At 46.8% G+C, this 22,073-nt stretch carries 25 protein-coding genes and 1 tRNA gene; 19 read left to right on the top strand and 7 right to left on the bottom strand.

Translation table 11 applies throughout. From position 1 onward, the window contains the following. Positions 1–11: 11 nt before the first annotated feature. The 6 genes from rsmG to AC50YG_RS30010 all read left to right on the top strand — a co-directional run bounded on the left by rsmG (position 12) and on the right by AC50YG_RS30010 (position 5,773). Complete coding sequence (rsmG, locus tag AC50YG_RS30035; RefSeq protein ID WP_494832380.1) at positions 12–737, top strand: 16S rRNA (guanine(527)-N(7))-methyltransferase RsmG; 726 nt, start codon at positions 12–14, stop codon at positions 735–737. 585 nt (positions 738–1,322) lie between these two features. Beyond that, a complete protein-coding gene (noc, locus tag AC50YG_RS30030; protein WP_473756097.1) occupies positions 1,323–2,144 on the top strand; it encodes a nucleoid occlusion protein in 822 nt (273 codons plus the stop codon). Between the two features lie 217 nt (positions 2,145–2,361). Further along, a complete protein-coding gene (locus tag AC50YG_RS30025; protein WP_341280282.1) occupies positions 2,362–3,135 on the top strand; it encodes a ParA family protein in 774 nt (257 codons plus the stop codon). Then, positions 3,116–3,982 carry a ParB/RepB/Spo0J family partition protein gene (locus AC50YG_RS30020; RefSeq protein ID WP_473756095.1) on the top strand — a complete coding sequence of 289 codons (867 nt, stop codon included), beginning with the start codon at positions 3,116–3,118 and terminating at the stop codon, positions 3,980–3,982. Before AC50YG_RS30025 ends, AC50YG_RS30020 begins: the two co-directional genes overlap by 20 nt. A gap of 105 nt (positions 3,983–4,087) precedes the next feature. Continuing rightward, entirely contained in the window at positions 4,088–5,263 is a 1,176-nt protein-coding gene (locus AC50YG_RS30015) for an aminotransferase class V-fold PLP-dependent enzyme (RefSeq protein WP_494832377.1), read from the top strand. Between the two features lie 27 nt (positions 5,264–5,290). Then, positions 5,291–5,773 (top strand): DUF4446 family protein, encoded by a 483-nt coding sequence (locus AC50YG_RS30010; RefSeq protein ID WP_494832375.1) that lies wholly within the window; start codon positions 5,291–5,293, stop codon positions 5,771–5,773. A 29-nt stretch (positions 5,774–5,802) separates the two neighbouring features. Here the strand turns inward: AC50YG_RS30010 and yyaC are convergent, their stop codons facing one another. Next, positions 5,803–6,405, bottom strand: coding sequence for a spore protease YyaC (gene yyaC, locus AC50YG_RS30005; protein WP_473756092.1), 603 nt, complete (start codon positions 6,403–6,405; stop codon positions 5,803–5,805). 116 nt (positions 6,406–6,521) lie between these two features. On the opposite strand from yyaC, the gene AC50YG_RS30000 reads away from it, so the two are divergent. The 5 genes from AC50YG_RS30000 to AC50YG_RS29980 all read left to right on the top strand — a co-directional run bounded on the left by AC50YG_RS30000 (position 6,522) and on the right by AC50YG_RS29980 (position 10,156). Beyond that, the gene (locus tag AC50YG_RS30000; protein ID WP_341280278.1) at positions 6,522–6,761 is read left to right on the top strand and encodes a putative Se/S carrier protein; all 240 of its coding nucleotides are present in this window, start codon (positions 6,522–6,524) and stop codon (positions 6,759–6,761) included. A 13-nt stretch (positions 6,762–6,774) separates the two neighbouring features. Next, positions 6,775–7,650 carry a mechanosensitive ion channel family protein gene (locus AC50YG_RS29995; RefSeq protein WP_494832372.1) on the top strand — a complete coding sequence of 292 codons (876 nt, stop codon included), beginning with the start codon at positions 6,775–6,777 and terminating at the stop codon, positions 7,648–7,650. Next, positions 7,640–7,882 carry a DUF951 domain-containing protein gene (locus tag AC50YG_RS29990; protein ID WP_473756090.1) on the top strand — a complete coding sequence of 81 codons (243 nt, stop codon included), beginning with the start codon at positions 7,640–7,642 and terminating at the stop codon, positions 7,880–7,882. The genes AC50YG_RS29995 and AC50YG_RS29990 overlap by 11 nt, the downstream gene beginning before the upstream one ends. 212 nt (positions 7,883–8,094) lie before the next feature. Then, a complete protein-coding gene (gene asnB, locus AC50YG_RS29985) occupies positions 8,095–10,014 on the top strand; it encodes an asparagine synthase (glutamine-hydrolyzing) (RefSeq protein ID WP_494832370.1) in 1,920 nt (639 codons plus the stop codon). A gap of 51 nt (positions 10,015–10,065) precedes the next feature. After that, positions 10,066–10,156, top strand: a tRNA-Ser gene (locus AC50YG_RS29980). Positions 10,157–10,281: 125 nt separating this feature from the next. On the opposite strand, the gene cntE is transcribed toward AC50YG_RS29980, so the two are convergent. Both cntE and AC50YG_RS29970 read right to left on the bottom strand, forming a co-directional pair. Beyond that, positions 10,282–11,481: a staphylopine family metallophore export MFS transporter CntE gene (gene cntE / locus AC50YG_RS29975; RefSeq protein ID WP_494832368.1), complete on the bottom strand. Its 1,200-nt coding sequence runs from the start codon at positions 11,479–11,481 to the stop codon at positions 10,282–10,284. A gap of 464 nt (positions 11,482–11,945) precedes the next feature. Next, entirely contained in the window at positions 11,946–12,128 is a 183-nt protein-coding gene (locus tag AC50YG_RS29970; RefSeq protein ID WP_341280272.1) for a YjzC family protein, read from the bottom strand. Between the two features lie 259 nt (positions 12,129–12,387). Here AC50YG_RS29970 and rpsF point away from each other — a divergent pair, with 259 nt between their 5' ends. The 3 genes from rpsF to rpsR are packed head-to-tail and all read left to right on the top strand — an operon-like array spanning position 12,388 to position 13,568. Continuing rightward, positions 12,388–12,672: a 30S ribosomal protein S6 gene (gene rpsF / locus AC50YG_RS29965; RefSeq protein ID WP_099517873.1), complete on the top strand. Its 285-nt coding sequence runs from the start codon at positions 12,388–12,390 to the stop codon at positions 12,670–12,672. Positions 12,673–12,710: 38 nt separating this feature from the next. Continuing rightward, a complete protein-coding gene (gene ssb, locus AC50YG_RS29960; RefSeq protein WP_341280271.1) occupies positions 12,711–13,265 on the top strand; it encodes a single-stranded DNA-binding protein in 555 nt (184 codons plus the stop codon). A gap of 18 nt (positions 13,266–13,283) precedes the next feature. Further along, on the top strand, positions 13,284–13,568 hold the full coding sequence (gene rpsR, locus AC50YG_RS29955; protein ID WP_099517875.1) for a 30S ribosomal protein S18: 285 nt from the start codon (positions 13,284–13,286) through the stop codon (positions 13,566–13,568). A gap of 350 nt (positions 13,569–13,918) precedes the next feature. Here rpsR and AC50YG_RS29950 read toward each other — a convergent pair whose 3' ends face one another. Together AC50YG_RS29950 and AC50YG_RS29945 are read right to left on the bottom strand one after the other, a co-directional pair. Beyond that, positions 13,919–15,106, bottom strand: coding sequence for an MFS transporter (locus AC50YG_RS29950; RefSeq protein WP_494832403.1), 1,188 nt, complete (start codon positions 15,104–15,106; stop codon positions 13,919–13,921). 67 nt (positions 15,107–15,173) lie between these two features. Further along, the gene (locus AC50YG_RS29945) at positions 15,174–15,452 is read right to left on the bottom strand and encodes an ArsR/SmtB family transcription factor (RefSeq protein ID WP_494832365.1); all 279 of its coding nucleotides are present in this window, start codon (positions 15,450–15,452) and stop codon (positions 15,174–15,176) included. 178 nt (positions 15,453–15,630) lie between these two features. On the opposite strand from AC50YG_RS29945, the gene AC50YG_RS29940 reads away from it, so the two are divergent. Together AC50YG_RS29940 and AC50YG_RS29935 are read left to right on the top strand one after the other, a co-directional pair. Then, a complete protein-coding gene (locus tag AC50YG_RS29940) occupies positions 15,631–16,995 on the top strand; it encodes an MATE family efflux transporter (protein ID WP_494832401.1) in 1,365 nt (454 codons plus the stop codon). 13 nt (positions 16,996–17,008) lie between these two features. Then, positions 17,009–17,308: a metal-sensing transcriptional repressor gene (locus AC50YG_RS29935; RefSeq protein WP_327204919.1), complete on the top strand. Its 300-nt coding sequence runs from the start codon at positions 17,009–17,011 to the stop codon at positions 17,306–17,308. Between the two features lie 137 nt (positions 17,309–17,445). Here the strand turns inward: AC50YG_RS29935 and modB are convergent, their stop codons facing one another. Together modB and modA are read right to left on the bottom strand one after the other, a co-directional pair. Then, positions 17,446–18,120, bottom strand: a complete 675-nt coding sequence (gene modB / locus AC50YG_RS29930; RefSeq protein ID WP_494832359.1) for a molybdate ABC transporter permease subunit — start codon at positions 18,118–18,120, stop codon at positions 17,446–17,448. Next, positions 18,117–18,995 carry a molybdate ABC transporter substrate-binding protein gene (gene modA / locus AC50YG_RS29925; RefSeq protein ID WP_494832355.1) on the bottom strand — a complete coding sequence of 293 codons (879 nt, stop codon included), beginning with the start codon at positions 18,993–18,995 and terminating at the stop codon, positions 18,117–18,119. Before modA ends, modB begins: the two co-directional genes overlap by 4 nt. Before the next feature lie 183 nt (positions 18,996–19,178). Between modA and AC50YG_RS29920 the strand changes: the two genes are divergently transcribed. The 3 genes from AC50YG_RS29920 to AC50YG_RS29910 all read left to right on the top strand — a co-directional run bounded on the left by AC50YG_RS29920 (position 19,179) and on the right by AC50YG_RS29910 (position 22,051). After that, positions 19,179–20,171 (top strand): substrate-binding domain-containing protein, encoded by a 993-nt coding sequence (locus AC50YG_RS29920; RefSeq protein ID WP_494832352.1) that lies wholly within the window; start codon positions 19,179–19,181, stop codon positions 20,169–20,171. 31 nt (positions 20,172–20,202) lie between these two features. Continuing rightward, entirely contained in the window at positions 20,203–21,369 is a 1,167-nt protein-coding gene (locus AC50YG_RS29915; protein ID WP_494832350.1) for an AI-2E family transporter, read from the top strand. 253 nt (positions 21,370–21,622) lie between these two features. Then, complete coding sequence (locus AC50YG_RS29910; RefSeq protein WP_046234592.1) at positions 21,623–22,051, top strand: DUF1641 domain-containing protein; 429 nt, start codon at positions 21,623–21,625, stop codon at positions 22,049–22,051. Positions 22,052–22,073 lie beyond the last annotated feature (22 nt).

The following is a 22,073-nucleotide window of genomic DNA, read 5'->3' as shown; positions in this document are numbered from 1 at the left end:
AAGAACAAACGATGGAACAGACGACAGAGTGGTTTCCAAAGCTGATGCAAGAGCGGGGAATTGCCTTATCCCAGCATCAGCTTGATCAGTTCGATACGTATTATCGCTTATTGGTCGAATGGAATGAACGCATGAATTTGACCGGTATAACAGAACGTGAAGCCGTATATGAAAAGCATTTTTATGATTCGGTTTCCCTTTCTTTTTTTATCGATATGAAAGCAGTCAATAAAATAGCGGATATTGGTTCTGGTGCAGGCTTTCCGAGCATTCCACTAAAAATCTGCTTCCCGCATTTGAAAATAGTGATTGTTGATTCCTTGAATAAACGTATCCAGTTTCTTAATGCTTTGGCAGAGCAGATGGGTATTGCTGATGATGTCAGCTGTGTTCATGGACGTGCGGAGGATATCGGTAGACTGCAAGGTCATCGTGATGCCTATGACTTGGTAACAGCAAGGGCTGTTGCCAGGCTGAATGTTCTGAATGAGTTTTGTTTGCCCTTTGTACGCAAGGGCGGTCTGTTCGCAGCGATGAAAGGTTCACAAAGTGAGGAAGAGGTTCGGGAAGCGGGGACCAGCTTGAAGGAGCTGAAAGCTGCTGTCCGTTCCGAGCACAGCTTCACATTACCATTCGAACAATCCGAACGGCATATTGTGCTGATTGAGAAACGTGAAGCAACTCCGCGCAAATATCCCCGTAAAGCGGGAACACCACTAAAACAGCCTATTTTATAAACACGATCTACACGATTACTTATTATAGAATTTAAGCTTGAGGCAGATAAATGGAAATGGTAAGTTTAGGGATGTTTCACGTGAAACATTGCTTGCTATTTCCAGATTTCTGCTTGTATTTTTATTTAGCATTCAAGGCTGTCAAGCAGGAAATACTTAGGGGCAAGTAGAAATAATAGAGAGAACAAAATAGCAGGAAGCTCTTTATTTTTGCAGAACAGCACACATATTTTTAAATATAAGAATGTACAAGTTATCCTCTTATAATCGGCGCATATCTCATTGTTAAACGGTAGCTTTGCCGCCAGAGGACGGTGACAACCGTTTACGCTTGAAATATAGGAAAGTATATATTTTGGTCATCCTTTCTCTATATTTCTCGGAATGAAACGCGCCGCGCCGCAAAGGACGGACACAGCCGTTTCACCTTGTATTCAAAATCATTTGTAGCCTTCTGTAACCATTTCCGATAGTCTCTATTGAAGTGGAACAGAATATAAGCAAGACTGTTATTTGGCAGCACATCTTTGAAGCTGGCTCTGCTAATGTAATGGAGCGGTTTCTTGATCGGGTGGTAGTGGATAAATGAAAGAGCATCTTTCTCGTTTGTTTGGTTTGAATGACCAACGCAGTAACAACAATGAAGAGGTTAAACAAATTCCGGTTAATGAAATCGACACGAGTCCATTTCAACCAAGGTCCATATTTGATGATGATCGAATTGATGAATTATGCCAGACGATTAAGACGCACGGCATTATTCAACCTATCGTTGTGCGGATGCGGAATAACCGTTATGAAATCATTGCGGGTGAACGCCGCTGGCGTGCTGTAACGAAGCTTGGTTATGATACGATACCAGGCATTATTCGCGAGTTTAATGACTCACAAACGGCATCTATCGCGTTAATCGAAAATTTGCAGCGGGAAAATCTAACGGCTATTGAAGAGGCTGTTGCTTACCAGAAGCTGATCGAGCTGCATCAATTGACGCAGGAAAGCTTGGCGCAGCGATTGGGGAAAAGCCAATCAACGATTGCCAATAAGCTAAGATTGCTGGCACTTAATGATGTAGTTAAAAGCGCGTTAATGGAACGTAAAATTACCGAACGTCACGCACGGGCATTGTTGGCTCTGCCTACTGAAGAGCTCCAGCTTCAAGTGCTGGAAGAGATTATTACCAAAGAACTCAATGTAAAGCAAACGGAAATTCGAATTGCTTTTCTGAATGAAACAGTTAAAGCTAAAAAAGTAAAACGGGTATCTTTTACGAAAGATGTTCGGCTTGCTCTTAATACAATTAGACAGTCTATTGAGATGGTGTCAGGCTCTGGCTTGCAAATTAAGACAAATGAGAAGGATCATGAGGATCATTATGAAATTGTGATTCACATTCCTAAACGTTAGGCGTATGATTCGTTAAAGGGACTCTTAAATCCTCATTTGCATGTAGATACTATTAAATGCGATAATAGATTTAACTGCTGCCGTCCTCGCTGCTTGCTGAGGGCGGCGAATCCATTTATGCTAATATTACTACTAGGCGATGTCCCGCTACTGGACGGTTACCGCTTATATTGCTTCTTTGTTAATAGCTTTTACACAGAGTATAGAGGTGAAAGACTTGTCTAAAATTATAGCAATAGCGAATCAGAAGGGTGGCGTCGGCAAAACGACGACATCAGTTAATTTGGGTGCTTGTCTGGCGACGCTTGGCAGACGGGTGCTGCTTGTTGATATTGATCCGCAAGGCAATACGACTAGCGGAGTAGGTATTAATAAGGCAGATGTTGAAAGCTGTATTTATGATGTGCTTGTAAATGATATCGATCCACATGAAGCGATGGCAGATACGAAAATTCCTGGCTTAAAAATTATCCCTGCCACCATTCAACTTGCTGGGGCGGAGATTGAGTTGGTTCCAACTATTTCCAGAGAAGTTCGTTTAAAGAAAGCGCTGCATTTATTAAAAGATCAGTTCGATTATATTTTAATCGACTGCCCACCATCTTTGGGATTATTAACCATTAATTCCTTAACCGCTGCTGATTCGGTCATTATTCCAATTCAATGTGAATATTACGCCCTGGAGGGCTTGAGCCAACTTCTGAATACGGTAAGATTGGTGCAAAAACATTTAAACACAACGCTGCAAATTGAAGGCGTATTGCTTACGATGCTTGATGCCAGAACGAATCTGGGCATTCAGGTTATTGAAGAAGTGAAGAAATACTTTCAACAGAAGGTATACCAGACGATTATTCCGCGTAATGTGCGCTTAAGTGAAGCGCCTTCTCATGGACAAGCGATCATTACGTATGATCCCAAATCGAAGGGTGCAGAAGTATATCTTGAACTGGCGAAGGAAGTGATTACGTATGAGCAAGCGGCTAGGTAGAGGTCTGGATGCACTTATTCCATCGCTTTCGGTAAACGATGATGATAAAGTCATTGAGGTTGCAATTGCGCAATTGCGACCAAACCCTTACCAACCACGGAAAACATTTGATGAACAGTCGATAAAAGAATTGGCGGAATCGATTAAGCAGCATGGTGTCATTCAGCCTATTATTGTTCGCACTGTAATGAAGGGCTACGAGATTATTGCGGGCGAACGTCGATTCAGAGCATCGCAGCTTTGCGGCAATGCGACTGTTCCGGCAGTTGTCAGATCGTTCTCGGATCAACAGGTTATGGAAATTGCGCTGATTGAAAATTTGCAGCGTGAAGATCTAAATGCGATAGAAGTGGCGATAGCTTATCAGAACCTCATGGACAAGTTCAAGCTGACCCAAGAAGAGCTTTCTATGAAAGTAGGCAAGTCCAGATCGCATATTGCTAACTTCGTGAGATTGCTGGCATTGCCAGAATCTATTAAAGACAATGTTTCACGTGGAACAATTTCCATGGGACATGCCCGTGCACTGGCAGGCATTAAAGATTTGAAGGTGCAGCTGGAATTGGCCGAACTCATTATTAATCAGGGCTGGAGCGTACGTGAGCTGGAGGAAGCAATTCAGAAGCTGGAGTCGATTAAGGATGAGGACAGCAATGACGGCAAACAGGCCAAAGGCAAAACGAAGAAGCGTGACCCTTATATTGAAAGCTTAGAGGAGTCGCTCAGAGAACGCTTCAAAACAACAGTGAAAATTAAGCAGCAAAAGGATAAAGGGAAAATCGAGCTTCAATATTATAATAAACAGGACTTGGAACGGCTTCTGGAGATGCTTCAATACATGGCGTAGTCTTGATAAGATAGCATACCCGAGGTGTAATCTTTGATCCTGAAGATTAAACTAAGGTATGCTATTGTTATGAGAAGAAACGTTAGTGATGGTGGGAGTGGATGGATGATGAATACTGATGGTGAAAAAATCATTTACTTAGATCATGCTGCAACTTCATGGCCGAAACCTAACTCGGTTATTGATGCTGTAAATCATGCTATGCTGCATGATGCAGCTAATCCGGGGAGAGGCAGTCATCGAATGGCTGTTCGGGCAAGCCGTGTGTTGTTTGATACACGAAAGCAATTAGCTAAACTGTTTCGGGTGAGAAACCCTAATGATATTGCATTTGCAGGGAATACGACAGGCGCTTTGAATATGGCGATAAAAGGCTATCTCAAAGAAGGCGACCATGTAGTTGCTACTGGAATTGAACATAATTCCGTAAGACGGCCGTTGGAGTTTTTAAAGCAGTCACTCGGAATAAAGGTCACCTACGTAGAGGCGGACGAACAGGGTAATATAACGGTTGATCAAGTGCGGGATGCTCTTGTGCCGCAGACGACGCTAGTTATCGTGAGCCATAGTTCAAACCTGCTGGGAACCATTGTTCCTTTAGCTGAAATTGGCGAGCTGACCCGCCAAAGAGGTGTGAAGCTACTAGTGGATGCTGCTCAAAGTGCAGGGATTCTAGAAATTGACGTTGAAGCTATGGGGATTGATATGCTTGCTTTCCCAGGGCATAAAGGGCTGCTCGGTCCACAGGGCACAGGGGGCTTGTACATCCATCCGGAGCTAGACCTTGTTCCAATGCTCCATGGCGGTACTGGGAGCCAATCTGAGGCGGCTGAGCAGCCTCATGTGCGTCCGGATCGTTATGAAGCGGGGACGCAAAACACGCCAGGTCTGGCTGGTTTGAAGGCTGGCGTGGAGTATGTTCTGAATGAGACGGTTCATAAAATCCATACTAAGGAATGGACGCTTACCCAGCAGATGATGGAGGGGTTGTCTGCGGTAGAAGGAATCAGGCTGCTTGGGCCGAAGCTTGGTCAGCAGCGGACGGGTATGGTTTCTTTTGTAGCGGAAGGCATCGATCCTTCGGAGATGTCTTTTATTTTAGACCAGCATTACCAGATCGCTGTGCGTGCGGGCTTTCATTGTACGCCGCTTGCCCATGCCAGCGCAGGTACGATGGCTACAGGAGCGGTTAGAGCGAGTGTGGGTTATTTTACAACAGAGGCGGAAGTGAGTGCTCTCGTTGATGCGGTGCGTGAAATACGTACGCAATATAAAATTTGATTTATTTCTGGGGGCGGAAAGGTTTACATGAATGATTGGATGAACAACCCTTTATACGGTTTGTTGGCATTACTGGTACTGCTGCTTTTTATTATTTTAATTTGGGTCATTTCTCTGGGGAGAAGGCTCAAAAAACTGCGCAAGCAGTATGTTGAAGTCATGGGCAATACAGGTGTGACGAATATTGAAGAAGTCGTTATTGGTCTGAAGCAGGAAATAGCCGAGCATGCAAGGCATTCGAGAGCAGTGGAGGCGCAACTGGAGCAACTGGAACGGCGCCAGCTTGAGGAGAAGGGACGCTTGGGTATTATTCGCTATAATGCGTTCTCGGAGCAAGGAAGCGACCTTAGCTTCTCCATCGCAATTGTAAATGCCGCGCAAGACGGAGTCGTCGTGTCGAGTATTCATAGCAGGGATAGTGCTTATGTGTATGCCAAGCCGTTAGAGGGCGGACAATCAACTTATCCGTTAACACCGGAAGAGCTGCAGGCGATTGCGAAAGCGAAATAAAAAGGGCGATTCTAGAGCTGTAGGTTGTATCATTCGGCTGAAGCGGCTTGCTCTCTAGCCTGAAGCATGACGCGATTACTGCCCATTATAGCGGAGAAAAGGCCAAAGGCAATAAGGTCGGCCATCTTGATAACAAGATGCAGACGGGTATTTTGCAGCACGAAGTATTCCATAAAACCACCCACATTCACGATGCCGGTAATATGCATATCACCGACAGGCGGGAGCTCCTTATTAACACCGGCTCCAGGGCGTACCGGACCCGTCCCAATATGAACGGAGCCAATGCTTGATACTTGTCCTAAACAAGCATCAATGCCAATGATAAATGGATTGTGGTGGTTTTGATGAATAAGTGCCAACGTATCGGTCAGGTTCATCGCGTGAACCGGCTCTTCCAGCGTGCCGTATAAAGCAAAGTAAGGGCTGTTGTATTTTGCGAGAGAGGTTCCGATGATGGGGCCAAGCGAATCGCCCGTTGAACGGTCGGTACCCACGCATACGATGATGAGCGGCCTGGCACCTGAAAGCTCATTAAGCATCAGGGAGAGGCGGTTTACGATTAACGTCATGGCGTTGGTATCGGTATGCGGAACTTTCAACGGTACATCCTTCAAAAAAGAAAGTTTCATAGAATCCCTCCGTTATAGCTAATATGTTATCTAGTATATGGATGGGACAACCATTTTATACGTCATAAACCCACTGATTACGTTGCGTAAAAAGAGGGAGAGGAGAAAACTGGCTTATGTTGATTGCCTTTGATTCCACACAGCAGGCGTTGCGCGCGGAAATGCTGCTCGAATATGCGGAGATTGAAATAGATATTTGTCCAACCCCTAAAGAGATTACGGCTGGGTGCGCCTTGTCTATTCATTTTCCAGAGGACGATTTGGAGACGGTGCAGCAGGTCATTGTGTCTGAGAACGTTGAAATAAGAGGGATTTTTAAACCTATTCATTCGGGATATGAACAAGTGAATCTGTAGGAGGAAATAGCTCTTGAATACACTAAACATGTACAAAAACTTCATGGAGTGGTTGACCAATGTGGAAACTTGGCAGCGCTTCGGCGAATCAGCGCTTCGGATAGCGCTCATTATTGTTATTACGCATTTGCTTATATGGATTGTCAATAAATCGATTGATCGTATATTATCAAATAAACAAACAAGCCGGTTGCCGATGCAGACTAGAAGAATGGTTACGGTAGGACGGCTGCTCAAAAATATCGTTATGTACGCTTGCTATTTAATTGGTGGCATGCTGTTAATGTCGGAGCTGGGCATTCAGCTGGGGCCGCTGCTCGCAGGTGCCGGAATCGTAGGTTTGGCTATTGGCTTTGGCGCACAGAGCTTGGTAAAGGACATTATTACCGGATTCTTTATTATTTTGGAGGATCAGTTTGCCGTGGGCGATGTCATTCAGGCTGGACAGTTTAAAGGAACGGTCGAGGTTATCGGATTGCGTACAACTAGACTGCTGAGCTGGACAGGGGAAATATTCATTATTCCAAACGGCATGATTAATGAGGTGACGAACTTCTCCTTGCGCAACTCTGTAGCTGTCGTGGACGTTTCGATCGGCTATGATGAAGATGTAGATCGGGCGACAAGCATTATCCAAGCAACCGTAGATAAGCTGGAGGATGAAAATCTTGCGAAACCGCCTGAGGTGCTCGGTATTCAACTGATGGGCGCAACAGATGTCAAAATCCGTATCATAGCGGAATGCTTGCCTAATACCCAGCATGCGCTGGCCAGGAAGATTAATTTGCAGGTGAAGAAAGCGCTGGTTGAGAACGGTATGGATACACCGTATCCACGCATGGTTACCTATCATCGCGATGAGAGGAGCGGAGAAAGAAATGGAGCGTAAGCAATTTGAGCTTGGTGATGTCGTCCAGATGAAAAAGCAGCATCCTTGCGGTTCGAATGAAATGGAAATTATTCGAATGGGCATGGATATCCGTATTAAATGCGTAGGCTGCAAGCACAGTGTATTAATACCTCGGGCGAAGTTTGAGAAAAATATGAAAAAAGTGCTTCGTTCCACCGCTTCTGCTGATGGTGGGCAAGCGCCGGCCCAGTCTGAGCCGGGCTCTGAGTAAAAATCATTGACGGAATAAATGATTACAGCAATGAGTGACCTCCAGCCTTTTATGTAAAGGCGATGGAGGTTTTTTTTGTTTCTCGGCTTTTCCATTGTTTACAGCCTGGAAACAACGTGGACGTCTTTCAGATACTTTTGCTCCGTATAGTATGTTTTGACATTAGAAATACTATGTCTTAGCGATCAGGAGAGAGTGGAGGAAAGAAGCCGATGTGTGGAATTTCCGGAATCATCCGATACGGCAATGGAAGTGATCCAACGGATAGAGAGATTAGCAGCATGATGGAGCAGATGGGACATCGAGGCCCTAATCAATCCGGCATCCAGCTTATGGATAGAGCAGCATTAGGCTTTAACAGGCTTTCAATTGTTGATATTGAAGCTGGAGCCCAGCCAATGACCAATGAAAATGGACAGGTTTGGCTTATTTTTAATGGAGAGATATACAATTATAAAGAGCTGAGACAACGGCTGCAAAGCAAAGGTCATCAGTTTCGCAATCGTACCGATTCAGAGATCATCGTGCATCTCTATGAGGAATATGGAATAGATTGCGTGCACCATTTAAGAGGCATGTTCAGCTTCGCGATTTGGGATAGAAAGGAACAGCGCCTGTTTGCGGCGCGGGACCATTTTGGGATAAAGCCGTTCTATTATTCGCAGGAGGAGCATCAGTTTCTTTTTTCATCAGAAATAAAGGGGCTTCTGGCTGTTAGCGGGCAAGCTACGCATGTGGATTATGCCAGCATGATGCACTATTTGACCTTTCAGTACGTACCGCAGCCGCAGACGATGTTTAAAGGGGTCCAGAAGCTGGAGCCGGGGCATTTTATGCTTGTTGATCGGGAAGGCAGGATAACCAAGCGGCGTTACTGGGAGCCTGCTTTTGAACCGGAGCAGCGGCCGATAGGCACCTTTATAGAGGAAATTAGAGCTGTGCTTCGCGATTCGGTGAAGCTGCATGGTCAGGGTGATGTGCCGCTTGGCAGTTTTTTATCAGGCGGAATCGACTCGTCGGCGATTGCAGCGTTATCGATGCAGGAGCAGCTAACGAAGACCTTCTCGGTAGGCTTTGCAGGAGAGCGAAATGAAAATGAATATGCCCGGGCAGCGGCCGATGTAATTGGCTCCGAGCATTATGAAGAGGAAATAACGCCGGAGCAATTTTTTGCAAATACGCAAAAAGCAGTATGGCATATGGACGAGCCCGTTGCCGATCCGTCAGCTATTGCGTTATACAGCCTATCTCAGCTGGCAGGAAAGCAGGTAACGGTCGTCATGTCGGGAGAGGGGGCAGATGAGCTGTTCGGCGGTTATGGGATCTATGGCGAGCCACGCTCGTTACGGCCTGTCTCATGGCTGCCGGACGGCATGAAGTCGCGGCTGCATCGAATGGTGGAGCGGGTTCCGCTCGCTTTTCGCGGAAAAAACTATTTGCTACGCGGTTTCTCGCCGATTGAGCAGCGTTTTTACGGAAATGCCAAGCTGTTTAACGAAAAAGATAAACAACAAATCACGCTGCTTAATCCGGAACGTTTTGAGGCGATGCAGCCTTCGGCTTCATTAACAAGCGACGTTTATTATAATAGCCGCCATCTAGATGATGTGACTCGTATGCAGTTGATTGATATGAACTTCTGGCTGCCGGGCGATATTTTGATGAAGGCTGATAAAATGAGCATGGCGCATTCGCTGGAGCTGCGCGTTCCTTTTCTCGATAAAGAGGTGTTTGAGGTGGCTCGCAAAATTCCAGCCGAATACAAGCTGGCGAACGGCACGACCAAATACGTGCTGAGGGAAGCGATGCGAGGCATTCTTCCTGAGCCGCTATTGCAGCGGCCCAAGCTTGGATTTCCGATCCCGCTCCGCAAGTGGCTGCATGGAAAGATTGGAGATCAAATGCTGGAGCAAATTAGCTTTGTGCCGCAGTGGTTTAATGTCCATGCCGCCCGTCTAATGCTGATGCAGCACCGGGAGGGCAAGGGTGATTACTCGCGGAAGCTGTGGGCGCTTTATTTATTCGCAGTATGGCATTCCACCTTTATTGGGCAATATTCCTTTGGGCACGCACGCACACAGCAAATGCAAATAGGTACGAATCGGCTGCATGCAAACGGCATAAAAATATAAGAGGTTGTAGTTGCATCGAAGCTGCAAATATGTTAAGATCTTCTTATATGCGGAGAGGTACCCAAGAGGCCCAAGGGGGCTGACTCGAAATCAGCTAGGCGTGTCAAAGCGTGCGTGGGTTCGAATCCCACCTTCTCCGCCATTCTCGCACATATGCGCTGTTACGGCGATTGTAATACTATAGAGTTATCTATGAAAAAGCTGATTCCTGCTTTAAGCGGAAATCAGCTTTTTTTGTTGTGCTTATTATGAAATGAAGCCAGTCCATTAAGGAGCTGGCTTCGCTTCCATCGTTTTTTTGGACAGAATAATAATAGTTGCAGCTGCTACGGATAACAGGGTACAGCACGTAAACATGGCAGGGTAAGAGCTGCTTTGCAGTAGAATGCCCATTGCGAATCCACCAAGGGAAAAACCGAGGTCGTAGGACGATAAAAAAATCGCCATCAGCACATAGCGGGTTTTCTCCGGCAAAATAAAAGAGAGATAGGTTGTCAGCGTTGGATAGAGCAGCGCAACGGCGAAGCCATTAAATACGGCAGACACGTATACAAAAGCACCTACGATGTCCAGCATGGCCAGCAGTTGGCTCCCCAGCGCAGCAGACAGCAGCATCCCAGCCATGAGCCATGTATTCCAGCTGCCATTGGACGGGATTCTTTTGCGCAAAACAAAGCGGCAGGTGATGACGACCAGGCCCTGTATCGTTAAATATACACCGGCATCCCCTGAGCCGGCTGCTAACATAAACAGCGGTAGAAAGGTCGCGGTAGCCCCAAACACGCAGGAAGCCAGCAGCATAATGATGCTGCTAATGAGCAAGGGTGGACTCGTCCAAATCGTGCCCAGGGAAGCAGCCATATCGCGAAGCGTATAGGTTTTATCCTGTACAGTCCGTTCCGGAAGCGCCGCGCGGTAGAAGACGAGCAGGGGACCGACAGCCAGCACGATCATCAGCAAGGCGAATAGCAGCTGGCTGTCGCTTTGCCATATTTGTAAAGCGGCGATCGGAATAACAAGTGACGGAACCATTGTAAACAAGGTGTACATGGACAACCCCTGAGCCCGATCTTTATTTTCCAAAGATTCAACAATTCCTACCTGCATCGTCATGGAGAAAAAAGCCGTGATAGCCCCCTGCAGCGCTCTGAGCCAAATGTATTGCTCCGTTCCGCTAACGGTATAAATGAGAAGGAGGACAGCATGGGCACAAAGCAGCCATTTCATAACGGAAAGTGGGCCAAAACGGCCAATTAGCTGTGCGGCAAAAGGTCTGAAGAGCATACATGTAAACATATAGGCTCCCATAATGAAGCCGATCTCCGCCTGATTCATGAGGGCTGCCTCGCTTCGGAGCGGCAAAATAATCGTTAAAGCCGAATTGGCTGCGAAAAAGAAAAAGGCCAAAACATACAAGCGAATAAATGAAGCAGAGGAAGGATGCTGCTTCGCTGATACAAAATGCAAGATAATACCCACCTTTGTGCAAATCAATTAAGCCATACTCTGATTACTTTACCATGGAACGGGCATTTTATAATATAAAATAAACATACGAAAAAGGAGCTCTTGCGAGCTCCTTCTCCTGACGGTGTTTGATCGATTGAGTACATTTTCTCACTACTTTACAACAGAAACATGGGAGCAATCACTATTCAATCAGTACCAACGTTTCCGCTGCTGCGTATTCGTTAACTGACCTGTCCATTCTTTTGGCTGGCGGCATATACCGCTTTACTTTTGGAAATGGACAAGTGTGCGTGTGTTACGGACATTGTCTTTGGCACAACCCTCCGCTTCTAAAGCTCAGTGGACAAATTCCTCTTGTAGCAGCCCTTGCACTATGAAGTCCAACGGAACCACACCTCTCTTCACACCGTCATAAATTAGAATGCCCACGCTGGGCGAAAGCTATACATTCTTTTTGAAATTTAGTGGCCCATTCGCTTCCACTTGCGCTCGTGGTTCGAGTTGTCCGGGAAGCGTTGACCTTTGCTTAGCTTTACCTTCTGCGGGTTTTGAATGCCTTGATGAAAGGAATTGACGCCATCCTCGATGTAAGTGCCATCATTCGGCGCCTTATCGCCAGCGGAAAACAATGTTCCTTCGCCCATCGTAAATAACCTCCAGTACATGATGTGGATTGCCATTGAAGTCGTTATGACGTCATGACATAAGCCTGCAAGCATAATGAAATCGTCTGCCCGCTACATTAATATGAGCCGAGGGCTGGACGTTCATGAACACCAGATAACGGGAGGAAATAGAAGCTTGTTTTTGGGCTATATATTTGGTATAGTTAGAGGATGCGAGTAAGAACCTCGCTCCTTGCTCCATTTATGGGGCCGTTAGTCCAAAAGGAGGTGAAACATAATGCGCAAATACGAAGTGATGTACATTGTTCGTCCTGATGTTGAGCAAGAAGCTCTTCAAGCTGTCGTTGAGAAATTTAATGGCATCATCTCCAATGGTGGAGAAGTTACGAAACAAGATGTTAGCGGTAAACGCCGTCTTGCGTATGAGATCAACAAGATTCGTGAGGGATACTACGTTCTGGTTCATTTCAACGGAACTACGGAAGTCGTTAACGAACTTGACCGTATCCTGAAGATTACGGATGAAATTATCCGCTTCTTGGTCGTCAGAGACGTAGCTTAGTTGAAGCCAAGGATTGATCGATTGGGAGGTCAGAGACGATGTTGAATCGTGTAATACTTATTGGTAGATTGACGAGAGACCCAGAATTGCGTTACACGCCTGCTGGCGTTGCAGTAGCGCAATTTACAATAGCAGTTGACCGTCCGTTTACGAGCGGTCAGGGCGAGCGTGAAGCGGATTTCATTCCGGTAGTCACGTGGCGTCAGCTAGCCGAGACATGCGCCAACTACTTGCGCAAAGGCCGCTTAACGGCGGTTGAAGGTCGCATTCAGGTTCGGAACTACGAGAACAACGAAGGCAAGCGCGTCTATGTGACGGAAGTAATCGCTGACAACGTCCGTTTCTTGGAATCCAACAAGGATGCGGGCGGAGCGCGTGAAGAGAGCGGTGCCATGAGCGGCGGAGGCGGTTCTTTCGGAGGCGGTTCTTCCTACGGTAACGGTGGAGGAGGCGGAGGCGGCTATAACAGCAACAACAACAACAGTAATAACAATAGCGGCCGCTCCAGTAACAACTCACGTAACGACAACCGTGATCCGTTCTCGGATGATGGTCGACCGATCGATATATCTGAGGATGATTTGCCATTTTAATTGAAAGGATGGATTCGAATGAGCTTTAAGCCAAGAGATGGCGGAGACGGAGAGCGTCCAGAACGCAAATTCGGCGGTCGCAAAGGCGGACGTAACAAACGCCGTAAAGTTTGCTTCTTCACCGTGAACAAGATCACTAAAGTTGATTATAAAGACACGGACCTGCTTAAAAAGTTTATCAGCGAGCGCGGCAAAATTTTGCCACGTCGTGTAACTGGAACAAGCGCGAAGTACCAACGTCTGCTGACTGTTGCGATCAAACGTTCGCGTCAAGTAGCATTGCTGCCGTACACTACAGAATAGATTTTTCTATTCAAAAGAAGTCTGCCTGAGATTCGTCTCGGCAGGCTTCTTTTTTTAAAATATAGGAAAGCATATGATCTTCCCATCCTTTCTCTATATTTCTCGGAATGAAACGCGCCGCGCCGCCAGAGGACGGCGACAACCATTTCACCTTGTGCCTATTTACGATGGGTGATTCGTGTAGGATGAATAAAAGAAAAAAAAGAGACCCACAGCAACGGGCTGTGGGTCTAGGCATTTATATTAATTAAAAGGGGGGTTGAGTACTAGTATAGAGGTTGTTTATTAAAACAAGATGAAGAGAACTTTGCAAATACATTACTAATCATTGCAAGTCATTTCACGTTATTTCAAGCCTGTGGGGCGACACTGGGAACGGATGCTTGCTCGTGGCTGCTGGCCAGCTTGCGTGAAAGCACAATCAAAATCACAGCAAGCAACACGCCCAATGCGCCAATCCACGTAATGCTAGGCAAGGAGACTTTGGCGACGATTAGTCCGCCTGCGCTTGCACCGACAGCCATCGCCAGCTGCAGTACGGAAGTATTCAGGCTGAGCATAATGCTCGATGCGCCCGGAGCAAGCGTCAGCAAATTGTATTGCTGTGTAGGTCCTGATGACCAAGCAGCAAATGACCACAGCATAAGCAGCGGGAAGACAATAGCGGAAGAGCTGGAACTGAAGGAAATGAGCAGCAGAGCAGCAGCATGAACGAGCATGCCGCCCATTAACGTACGCTTCACGCCCCATTTATCTGTGCTGAAGCCGCCTAGCTTGGAGCCAATCAGGCTGGCTACCCCAAAACCGAACAAGGCGATGCTTAGTGTATTTTCGCTCATAGAAGTGACTTGTAGAAGGTAGGGCGAAATGTACGTATAGGGAATCGAATAGCCGGCTATCCATAGAAAGGTGACCCCTAGAGCAGCGGCTATTTTTGGAGTTTTGAGCAGAGCCAGCTGCTCACGCAGCGGTACAGAAGGCTCGCCATCATATCTTGGAATAGCAAATGCAATAATAAGGATGGCAAGCAAACCGAGTACGCCGATGCCACCGAAGACGCTTTTCCAGTCATAAGAGGCTGCTACCATACGGCCAATTGGAATGCCGATGATAAGCGCGGCAGTAAACCCCGTTACGACGGTAGCGAGTGCGCTGGCCTGTTTGCCTGGCGGTGCCATTTTTGTAGCAAGTGTTAGTGATGTTACAACGACGACGCCTGCCCCAAGCGCCATAATGATGCGTGCGGCAATGAAATAGCCGAAGCCTGGAAGAGCGATGGCAAGCAAGTTGCCAAGCACGAAGACGACCATCGCATACATGAGCAGCTTGCGGCGTTCAATCCGTCCCGTCATGGCCATCAGAATAGGGGTGCCAAGCGCGTAAGTAAGCGAGAAGAAGGTGATGAGCTGGCCTGCGGCACTGACTGATACGCCAATATCCTCCGCGATTTTATCCAGTATCCCCGCAATGACGTATTCCGAAGTTCCAACCAAAAAACTAATTAAAGCAAGCAAATAAATTTTCCACGTGTTTGACAGCATGATGATAGTCCTCTCCACTTATATTTTTATATTTCTAAAAATATAGAAATTAAAATCAAAAAAATTACACCAGCAAATAAGGAGCGTATTTCTGTATAACGTCCATATCCGGGCTGTAGTAAATAAACGTACCTTCCTTGCGCATCTTTAACAGGCCGCATTCGGACAGCTGCTTCAAATGATGGGAAAGCGTAGAGCTTGCAACCATCTCTAATTGCTGTCCAAGCATGCTGCAGCATTGGTCAGGCTGCTTGGCGAGCAGTTGAGCGATTTTAAACCGAGTCGGTTCTCCGAGCGCTTTATAAACTTTTACGGCGGCTTGCGCTGCTTCCTGTTCCTCCATGGTCTAGCCCCTCCTCCAATAGTATTTCTATATCTGTAGAAATAAGGCTATCATATTGGCATGTAATAAGTAAAGCTTTAATTTTAAGAAGGAATGAGGTGGGATTTTCTTTACAATAACCCCCCTAGGGGGATAAGATGAGGGGAGTATGCGAAACAATCGGGAGGCTTGAGATGTGATGCTGGAAGCCCATCAGATCGGAATAACGACACGGCGGGAAAAAATAAAGATCATATTGGCGCTTGCTGTGCCGACGATGATTGAGAATTTTTTGCTCACTATAGTTGGATTTATCGATACGTTATTTGTATCTAGAATCGGTCTGAATGAGGTGGCTGCCGTTGGGGTTGGAAACACCGTTATAGCCGTCTATATAGCGTTATTTATGGCTTTGGGAATTGGAACCTCCTCTCTAATAGCCCGAGCAGTAGGAGCAGGGGATTTCGCCAAAGCGAAGGCCATTGCAAGGCAGTCGACATGGATATCGGCGTGTACAGGCCTAGCGTTAGGGCTCGTTAGTTTATTTTTCGCGGAGTCTATTTTGCGTTTAATGGGAGCGTCTCCGGATGTTCTGGCACAGGGAGTCATCTATTTTCAAATTGTAGCGGTGCCTTCCTTGTTTATATCACTTATGGCGATCTTCGGCAGCATTTTGCGTTCTGCGGGCGATACGAGAACACCGATGATCGTTGGCATATGGGTCAATCTCATTCATATTGTGCTGGATTATGTGCTCATATTTGGCATTGGGAGCTGGCAAGGCTGGGGAATTGCCGGTGCAGGCTGGGCGACCTCCATAGTCCGCGTTATTGGAACAGTGGTGTTGTACAAATATATACAGCAATCAAAGCTTTCTTTTTCCCTATTTAAAAAGCAATCTGCGCAGAGCTACACGTATCCGCTATTAGCCTTAGCCTTGCCCGCCGCCGCAGAACGGCTGATTATGCGCGTCGGACAAATGTTTTATCTAGGACTCGTTATTCGGATTAGTACCGAAGTATACGCTGCGCATCTGATAGCAGGCAATGTCATTGCGCTATCTTATTTGCCCGGTTATGGCTTGGCGGTAGCGGCTACAACGCTTGTCGGTCAGCAATTGGGAGCGGGGCGAACGCGGGATAGCTATGAATATGGGCTGCTGACTGCATGGATAGCCGTTGTGTTCATGACCTTAATAGGCATTGTATTCTGGCTTGGTTCAGGAATAGCTGCAAGTTGGTTTACAGGCGATATCGTCATCGTTGAGATGGTTCGTACTGCCCTCGGAATTGATGCGTTTGCTCAGCCGTTTCTGGCGATAAGCTTAGTCATTGCAGGCGCTCTACAAGGGGCAGGCGACACGAAGAGCCCCATGTATAGTACAATCATTGGTATATGGGGAATACGAGTGCTGGGCATTTATGTGCTGTGCTTGCATTTTCAGATGGGTATTGCAGGCGTCTGGCTGGTCAGCGCGATTGATCAACTGATGCGATCTGTTTATTTGATGCAGCGTTTCAAGTCTCGACTGCATGCGAAGCAGGCGATCCCTCGAGGTGAGTAGAGGAGGATGTAAATTGGAGCAGGATCATACACACACGCATACACATACGCATGAACATAAGCATCGCAAACAAATTATTAATCGCTTGGCCCGTATTGAAGGGCATGTTCGATCGGTGAAGGAAATGACGGCTGACGGACGTGACTGCTCGGATATTTTGCTGCAGATCGCGGCAGTGCGCAAGGCGCTCGATAATGCGGCCAAGCTGCTGCTTAAGGATCATTTGGAAAGCTGTGTGGTGGATGCGATTCACCATGGGGAGAAGAAAACGCTGGAGGATTTGAATAAGGCGCTGGAGCATTTTATACGTTAGCCAATAACTGTTTACGGGTTACGGAGGGTTACGGATACCTGATAAACAGTGAACGGTAACCAGTTAACAGTAAGACAAGCCGTGTTTCTCTGCTGAAGAGAAGCACGGCTTGTTTTATGCTTATTTTTTCTATACGGCTATTCGGTCTTTCTTCGGGTGAACGCCAGCATAAGGAAGGAAATTAGAACAATGGCAATCGTCCAAGCCCAAGCCATCGTCATATTTCCCCCGTCTACGGCGACGTAGATCGCGGTTGGTACCGTCTGCGTAACACCTGGAATGTTGCCAGCAATCATGAGCGTAGCGCCAAACTCACCGAGCGCTCTGGCGAAGCCGAGTATATAAGCGCTGATAAGTGATGGCCATACAAGCGGCAGCGTAATATAGCGAAAAATCTGCCATTCGTTGCCGCCCATGGAGCGGCCCGCATCCTCAAGATGATGATCTACTCCTGAGAAGCCAACCTTCATCGTCTGATAGACGAGGGGGAAGGCAACGACAATGGAAGCGATAACCGCCGCCCACCAGGTAAAAATGACTGGTGCATGAAATACCCATTCAATCAGCTTGCCCATCCAGCCCCTTCGGCCCAGCAACACAAGCAGCAGGAAACCAACGACTGTAGGCGGCAGCACGAGCGGCAGCATGAATAGCGTTTCAAGCAGCAGCTTGCCTTTAAACTTGGCTTTTGACATCCATTTTGCAATGAGGACTCCAAGCAAAAGGGTTACAACACTCGATAGTAAGGCAACCTGTAGTGAAAGCCGGATCGGCGTCCAAAATACGGGCCAATCTATGCCAGCCCCAATCATTGCGCTGCGGAAAACCCGTATTTAGTGAATACGTTCATCGCATCGGCTGTTTGCAGGTAAGCATAAAAAGCTTCTGCTTCGCTTTGATGCTTTGTTTCTTTTACAATACCGATTGGATATACAATGGGTGTGTAAGTTGCCGGGTCAACAGCCGCAGCGATTGTGACTTTATCGGAAGTCAAAGCATCTGTACGATAGACGAAACCAGCGTCTACATTGCCTGTTTCTACATATTGCAGTACTTGGCGCACGTCTTTCGCTTGGACAAGCTTGGATTGCAGGCTATCCCACAGCTTCGCGTTCGTCAATGCTTCCATTGCATAGTTGCCGGCAGGAACGCTTTCTGGAATACCGATTGCGATTTTGCCAAGGGTATCCTGGCTGAGATCAGCAATAGCTGCTACTTGAACTTTGCTGTCAGCTCCCGTTACAATAACGAGTTCATTGGCCAGCAGCTTCTTTTGCTGATCTTCGGCAATAAAGCCGCCTTCAACGAGCGCCTTCAGGTTTTTGGAAGAAGCCGAAAGGAACAAATCAGCGGGAGCTCCTTGCTCGATTTGCTGTTGCAATGCGCCAGAAGCGCCGAAGTTAAAGTTTAAGGAAATGGATGGATTTGTAGCTTCATAAGCTTGCTTGATTTCTTGCAGGGCATCCGTCAAGCTGGCAGCAGCGGAAATCGTTAAAGCTTCGTTTTCGATAGGTGCGGCAGCTTCGCTCGCTTGCGGCGATGCCGATTCTACAACAGCAGGGCTAGGACTGCTTGTGCTTGTATCCGTTGCAGCCGTTCCGGTATTGTTCGCGCCACACGCCGCGCATACTAGCAGCACAGCCAACATGAAAAATAGTACAGCAGGTTTCTTGAAATGTGTAAACATAAACTCTCCTCCAAATATGGTTTGTTATATCTATTTATATCTAAATATCATTATAGACTGGTGTCAATTCTACTGTAAAGGGAGATGGGATGTTTGAAATATATTATGCTACAATTAAAGGTATGAAAATAATGACCAAATTCAGCCCGCAACCTAGGCTGAGCGAGGCTAAGGAGATCCAATATGTCCGCTGACATCTCATATACAACTGAAGAAATCGCCAAGCTATTAAAAATTTCCAAGCTCACGGTATACGATTTAATTAAAAAAGGAGAGCTGCCGTCCTACCGGGTAGGGAAGCAGATGCGAATTGATGCTTCCGATCTGGAAGCATACAAGCTGCGGGCTAAAGGCCTCCAGGCTAATATGCCTGCCAGCAAGTCAACAGCTTCCCAGCATCAAGGTACTCCACACGTGTACGCACAGGATTTATCGGACAGAAGCGCTGCCTCAGCAGCTGCTGGCGGGGGACGTCCTATCGTCATTACCGGACAAGATATGAGCCTAGATATTCTGGCCAAGCATATCGAGCGGGAGGGCTTGGGGCTGCGCCCGCTGCGCTCCTACGTCGGCAGTATGGACAGCCTAGTATCGATGTATAGAGGAGAATCTGACATTGTCAGCACGCATTTGCTGGATGGCGATACAGGGGAATATAACGTTCCCTATATTCGTAAACTATTGATTGGAGCACCTTATATCGTTGTGCATTTGCTGACGAGAAGCGCGGGCTTGTTCGTACAAAAGGGAAATCCGCTTAAGCTGGCAAGCTGGGCCGATTTGGCGAAGCCGGGACTGCGCCTCATCAACCGGGAGCGCGGTGCCGGCGCACGCGTGCTGCTCGATGAGCAGCTGAGGCTGCACCATATTCCGGCAGCTTCCATAACGGGCTATGACCAGGAGCAGACGAATCATCTTGGAGTAGCTGCGCAGGTTGCGTCAGGCGAAGCCGATGTGGGTATTGGAACGGAGAGGGCTGCAGCGAACGTTTCCCGCGTTACCTATATTCCGCTTGTTCAGGAGCAATATGACTTGGTTATGTTGAAGAAGCCGGACAATGAAGTTTTTATTCATGCGGTCATTCGCATTTTACAGTCGCAAAGCTTCAAGCAGGAGCTGGGAGCTATCGAAGGGTATGATTTAACCCGTACCGGGGAAATTACCGCGGAAAGCTGAGAACATCAAAAGCAGGAAGAAGGAACAGCGGATGAACCATTTTAAAACAGGAACAGATCGGTTTGTACAATTTATTTTAAATAATAAATTTGTTATATTTCTGCTCGTGCTGCTCCTGGTAAGTTTGAATATTTTCGTCATGAGCAAAATCTCCTACGTGTTCACGCCGCTCACCGTATTGTTCAAGACGGTGCTGCTGCCGATTATTTTAGCTGGTGTAGCTTATTATTTGCTAAATCCGATTGTTGACTATTTGGAGACGAAGAAGGCTCCGCGCATTTACTCTATTTTTGTAATCTTTGCGGTCATTTTGGGCTTGCTGACGATTTTGCTGACGGTGGTTATTCCAATTGTAAGCACACAGGTCGTAAGTCTGGTCGAAAATTTACCGGGTTATGCGGATCAGCTGCGAACGAAGTTTGATGAGCTGATGCACAGCGGCGACCTGCGGGAAATTGGGCGGTGGCTCAATATAAATCCGTCAGATTTGAGCGGCAATATTACGAAGCGGGGAACGGAGCTGCTAAATGGCGTGTGGCAAAGTGTAGGGTCTTTCGTGGGAGCGCTTAAAGATGTTGTGCTTGCGGTCATTACACTGCCATTTATTCTGTTCTACTTACTGAAGGATGGCAAGAAGCTGCCGAATTATATTGCTGCTATACTGCCAACGAACATGAGAGCACACACGAAGCGTATTATGGGCGAAATGAACGGCCAAATCAGCAGCTACATAAGAGGGCAGATTATTGTGAGCTTCTGTATTGGCCTGCTGCTGTATATCGGTTATTTGATTATTGGGCTCGAGTACTCGCTAGTGCTGGCGCTGATCGCTGCTTGTACAGCTATTATTCCGTATCTGGGTCCAGCTATCGCGATTACGCCCGCTCTCATTGTAGCGATGGTAACCTCACCCGTCATGCTGCTTAAAATGATTGTGATCTGGACGATTGTCCAGCTGATTGAAGGAAAGTTTATTTCTCCGCAAATTATGGGGAAAAGCATGAAGATTCATCCCATTACGATTATTTTCGTCATTTTGACCGCTGGAAATTTGTTTGGATTAGGGGGTATTATTTTAGCCGTCCCAGGCTATGCTGTGCTGAAGGTTATCGCAACGAATTTCTTCCACTGGCTGCAGGCGCGTTCCCCGCTTTACGCAGCGGAGGAAGTGAATGCGGATAATGATTTTAAGCTATAATATAAGCATTATAAAACGGAGGACTGCTGGCATAAGCAGTCCTTTTATTAAAATATAATAAAGGATCTAAAAGTTGTAATTGCAGTTTTTGTCGCAAAGGAATAAAATGAACATGAGTGTGGTCAAGTCCCTCTAATAATGCGCCCTTATTGTGAAACATTTCACAATTTCAGGCTTTTTTCAGAGGCGGCTTGCCGTTGTAACGGCGTTTAACTAATCATGCAACAAACAACGCAAGGGAGGCATTTTTCGTATGTCGGAAACATTAACAGAGCAAGAAGTACAGACGGGATCTGTACGTAGTGAACTGGACGTTCTGGAGCAATTGCTTAAACCGGAAATCCAAAGCTCGCTGAATCAGCTGGTAGAAAGCTTGCCTAAGCTTGCTGAAATGGTTACTTTGATGACCAAAGCTTATGATGTAGCAACAACTGTGGCGAATGACCAAGTGCTTATGGGCGACATGAAGCATGGTATTGAGGAATTCGTTAAGCCGATTACGGACAAGGCTAAAGGCATTGCATCGGCTGCTGTAGAAGCAAATGATCGTGCACAAGCAGAGCCTACGACAATCGGTCTGTTCGGCATTCTCAAAATGCTGAAAGATCCTCAGGTTCAACAAACATTGCGTTTCGCGCAATCGTTCCTGGATGTATTGGCTGAGCGCAACAAACAACGTTAAGATCGGATCAGAATGAGAACGG

The organism is Paenibacillus sp. J31R34, from assembly GCF_059383715.1.
This window is presented reverse-complemented; position numbering and strand designations above follow the sequence as displayed.

Excerpts from the sequence above, each read along its gene's own strand:
- rsmG (WP_494832380.1), top strand. The coding sequence starts at position 12 with ATGGAACAGACGACAGAGTGGTTTCCAAAGCTGATGCAAGAGCGGGGA.
- noc (WP_473756097.1), top strand. The coding sequence starts at position 1,323 with ATGAAAGAGCATCTTTCTCGTTTGTTTGGTTTGAATGACCAACGCAGT.
- AC50YG_RS30020 (WP_473756095.1), top strand. The coding sequence starts at position 3,116 with ATGAGCAAGCGGCTAGGTAGAGGTCTGGATGCACTTATTCCATCGCTT.
- AC50YG_RS30015 (WP_494832377.1), top strand. The coding sequence starts at position 4,088 with ATGATGAATACTGATGGTGAAAAAATCATTTACTTAGATCATGCTGCA.
- AC50YG_RS30010 (WP_494832375.1), top strand. The coding sequence starts at position 5,291 with ATGAATGATTGGATGAACAACCCTTTATACGGTTTGTTGGCATTACTG.
- yyaC (WP_473756092.1), bottom strand. The coding sequence starts at position 6,405 with ATGAAACTTTCTTTTTTGAAGGATGTACCGTTGAAAGTTCCGCATACC.
- AC50YG_RS30000 (WP_341280278.1), top strand. The coding sequence starts at position 6,522 with ATGTTGATTGCCTTTGATTCCACACAGCAGGCGTTGCGCGCGGAAATG.
- AC50YG_RS29990 (WP_473756090.1), top strand. The coding sequence starts at position 7,640 with ATGGAGCGTAAGCAATTTGAGCTTGGTGATGTCGTCCAGATGAAAAAG.
- asnB (WP_494832370.1), top strand. The coding sequence starts at position 8,095 with ATGTGTGGAATTTCCGGAATCATCCGATACGGCAATGGAAGTGATCCA.
- AC50YG_RS29970 (WP_341280272.1), bottom strand. The coding sequence starts at position 12,128 with ATGGGCGAAGGAACATTGTTTTCCGCTGGCGATAAGGCGCCGAATGAT.
- rpsF (WP_099517873.1), top strand. The coding sequence starts at position 12,388 with ATGCGCAAATACGAAGTGATGTACATTGTTCGTCCTGATGTTGAGCAA.
- ssb (WP_341280271.1), top strand. The coding sequence starts at position 12,711 with ATGTTGAATCGTGTAATACTTATTGGTAGATTGACGAGAGACCCAGAA.
- rpsR (WP_099517875.1), top strand. The coding sequence starts at position 13,284 with ATGAGCTTTAAGCCAAGAGATGGCGGAGACGGAGAGCGTCCAGAACGC.
- AC50YG_RS29945 (WP_494832365.1), bottom strand. The coding sequence starts at position 15,452 with ATGGAGGAACAGGAAGCAGCGCAAGCCGCCGTAAAAGTTTATAAAGCG.
- AC50YG_RS29940 (WP_494832401.1), top strand. The coding sequence starts at position 15,631 with ATGCTGGAAGCCCATCAGATCGGAATAACGACACGGCGGGAAAAAATA.
- modB (WP_494832359.1), bottom strand. The coding sequence starts at position 18,120 with ATGATTGGGGCTGGCATAGATTGGCCCGTATTTTGGACGCCGATCCGG.
- modA (WP_494832355.1), bottom strand. The coding sequence starts at position 18,995 with ATGTTTACACATTTCAAGAAACCTGCTGTACTATTTTTCATGTTGGCT.
- AC50YG_RS29920 (WP_494832352.1), top strand. The coding sequence starts at position 19,179 with ATGTCCGCTGACATCTCATATACAACTGAAGAAATCGCCAAGCTATTA.
- AC50YG_RS29915 (WP_494832350.1), top strand. The coding sequence starts at position 20,203 with ATGAACCATTTTAAAACAGGAACAGATCGGTTTGTACAATTTATTTTA.
- AC50YG_RS29910 (WP_046234592.1), top strand. The coding sequence starts at position 21,623 with ATGTCGGAAACATTAACAGAGCAAGAAGTACAGACGGGATCTGTACGT.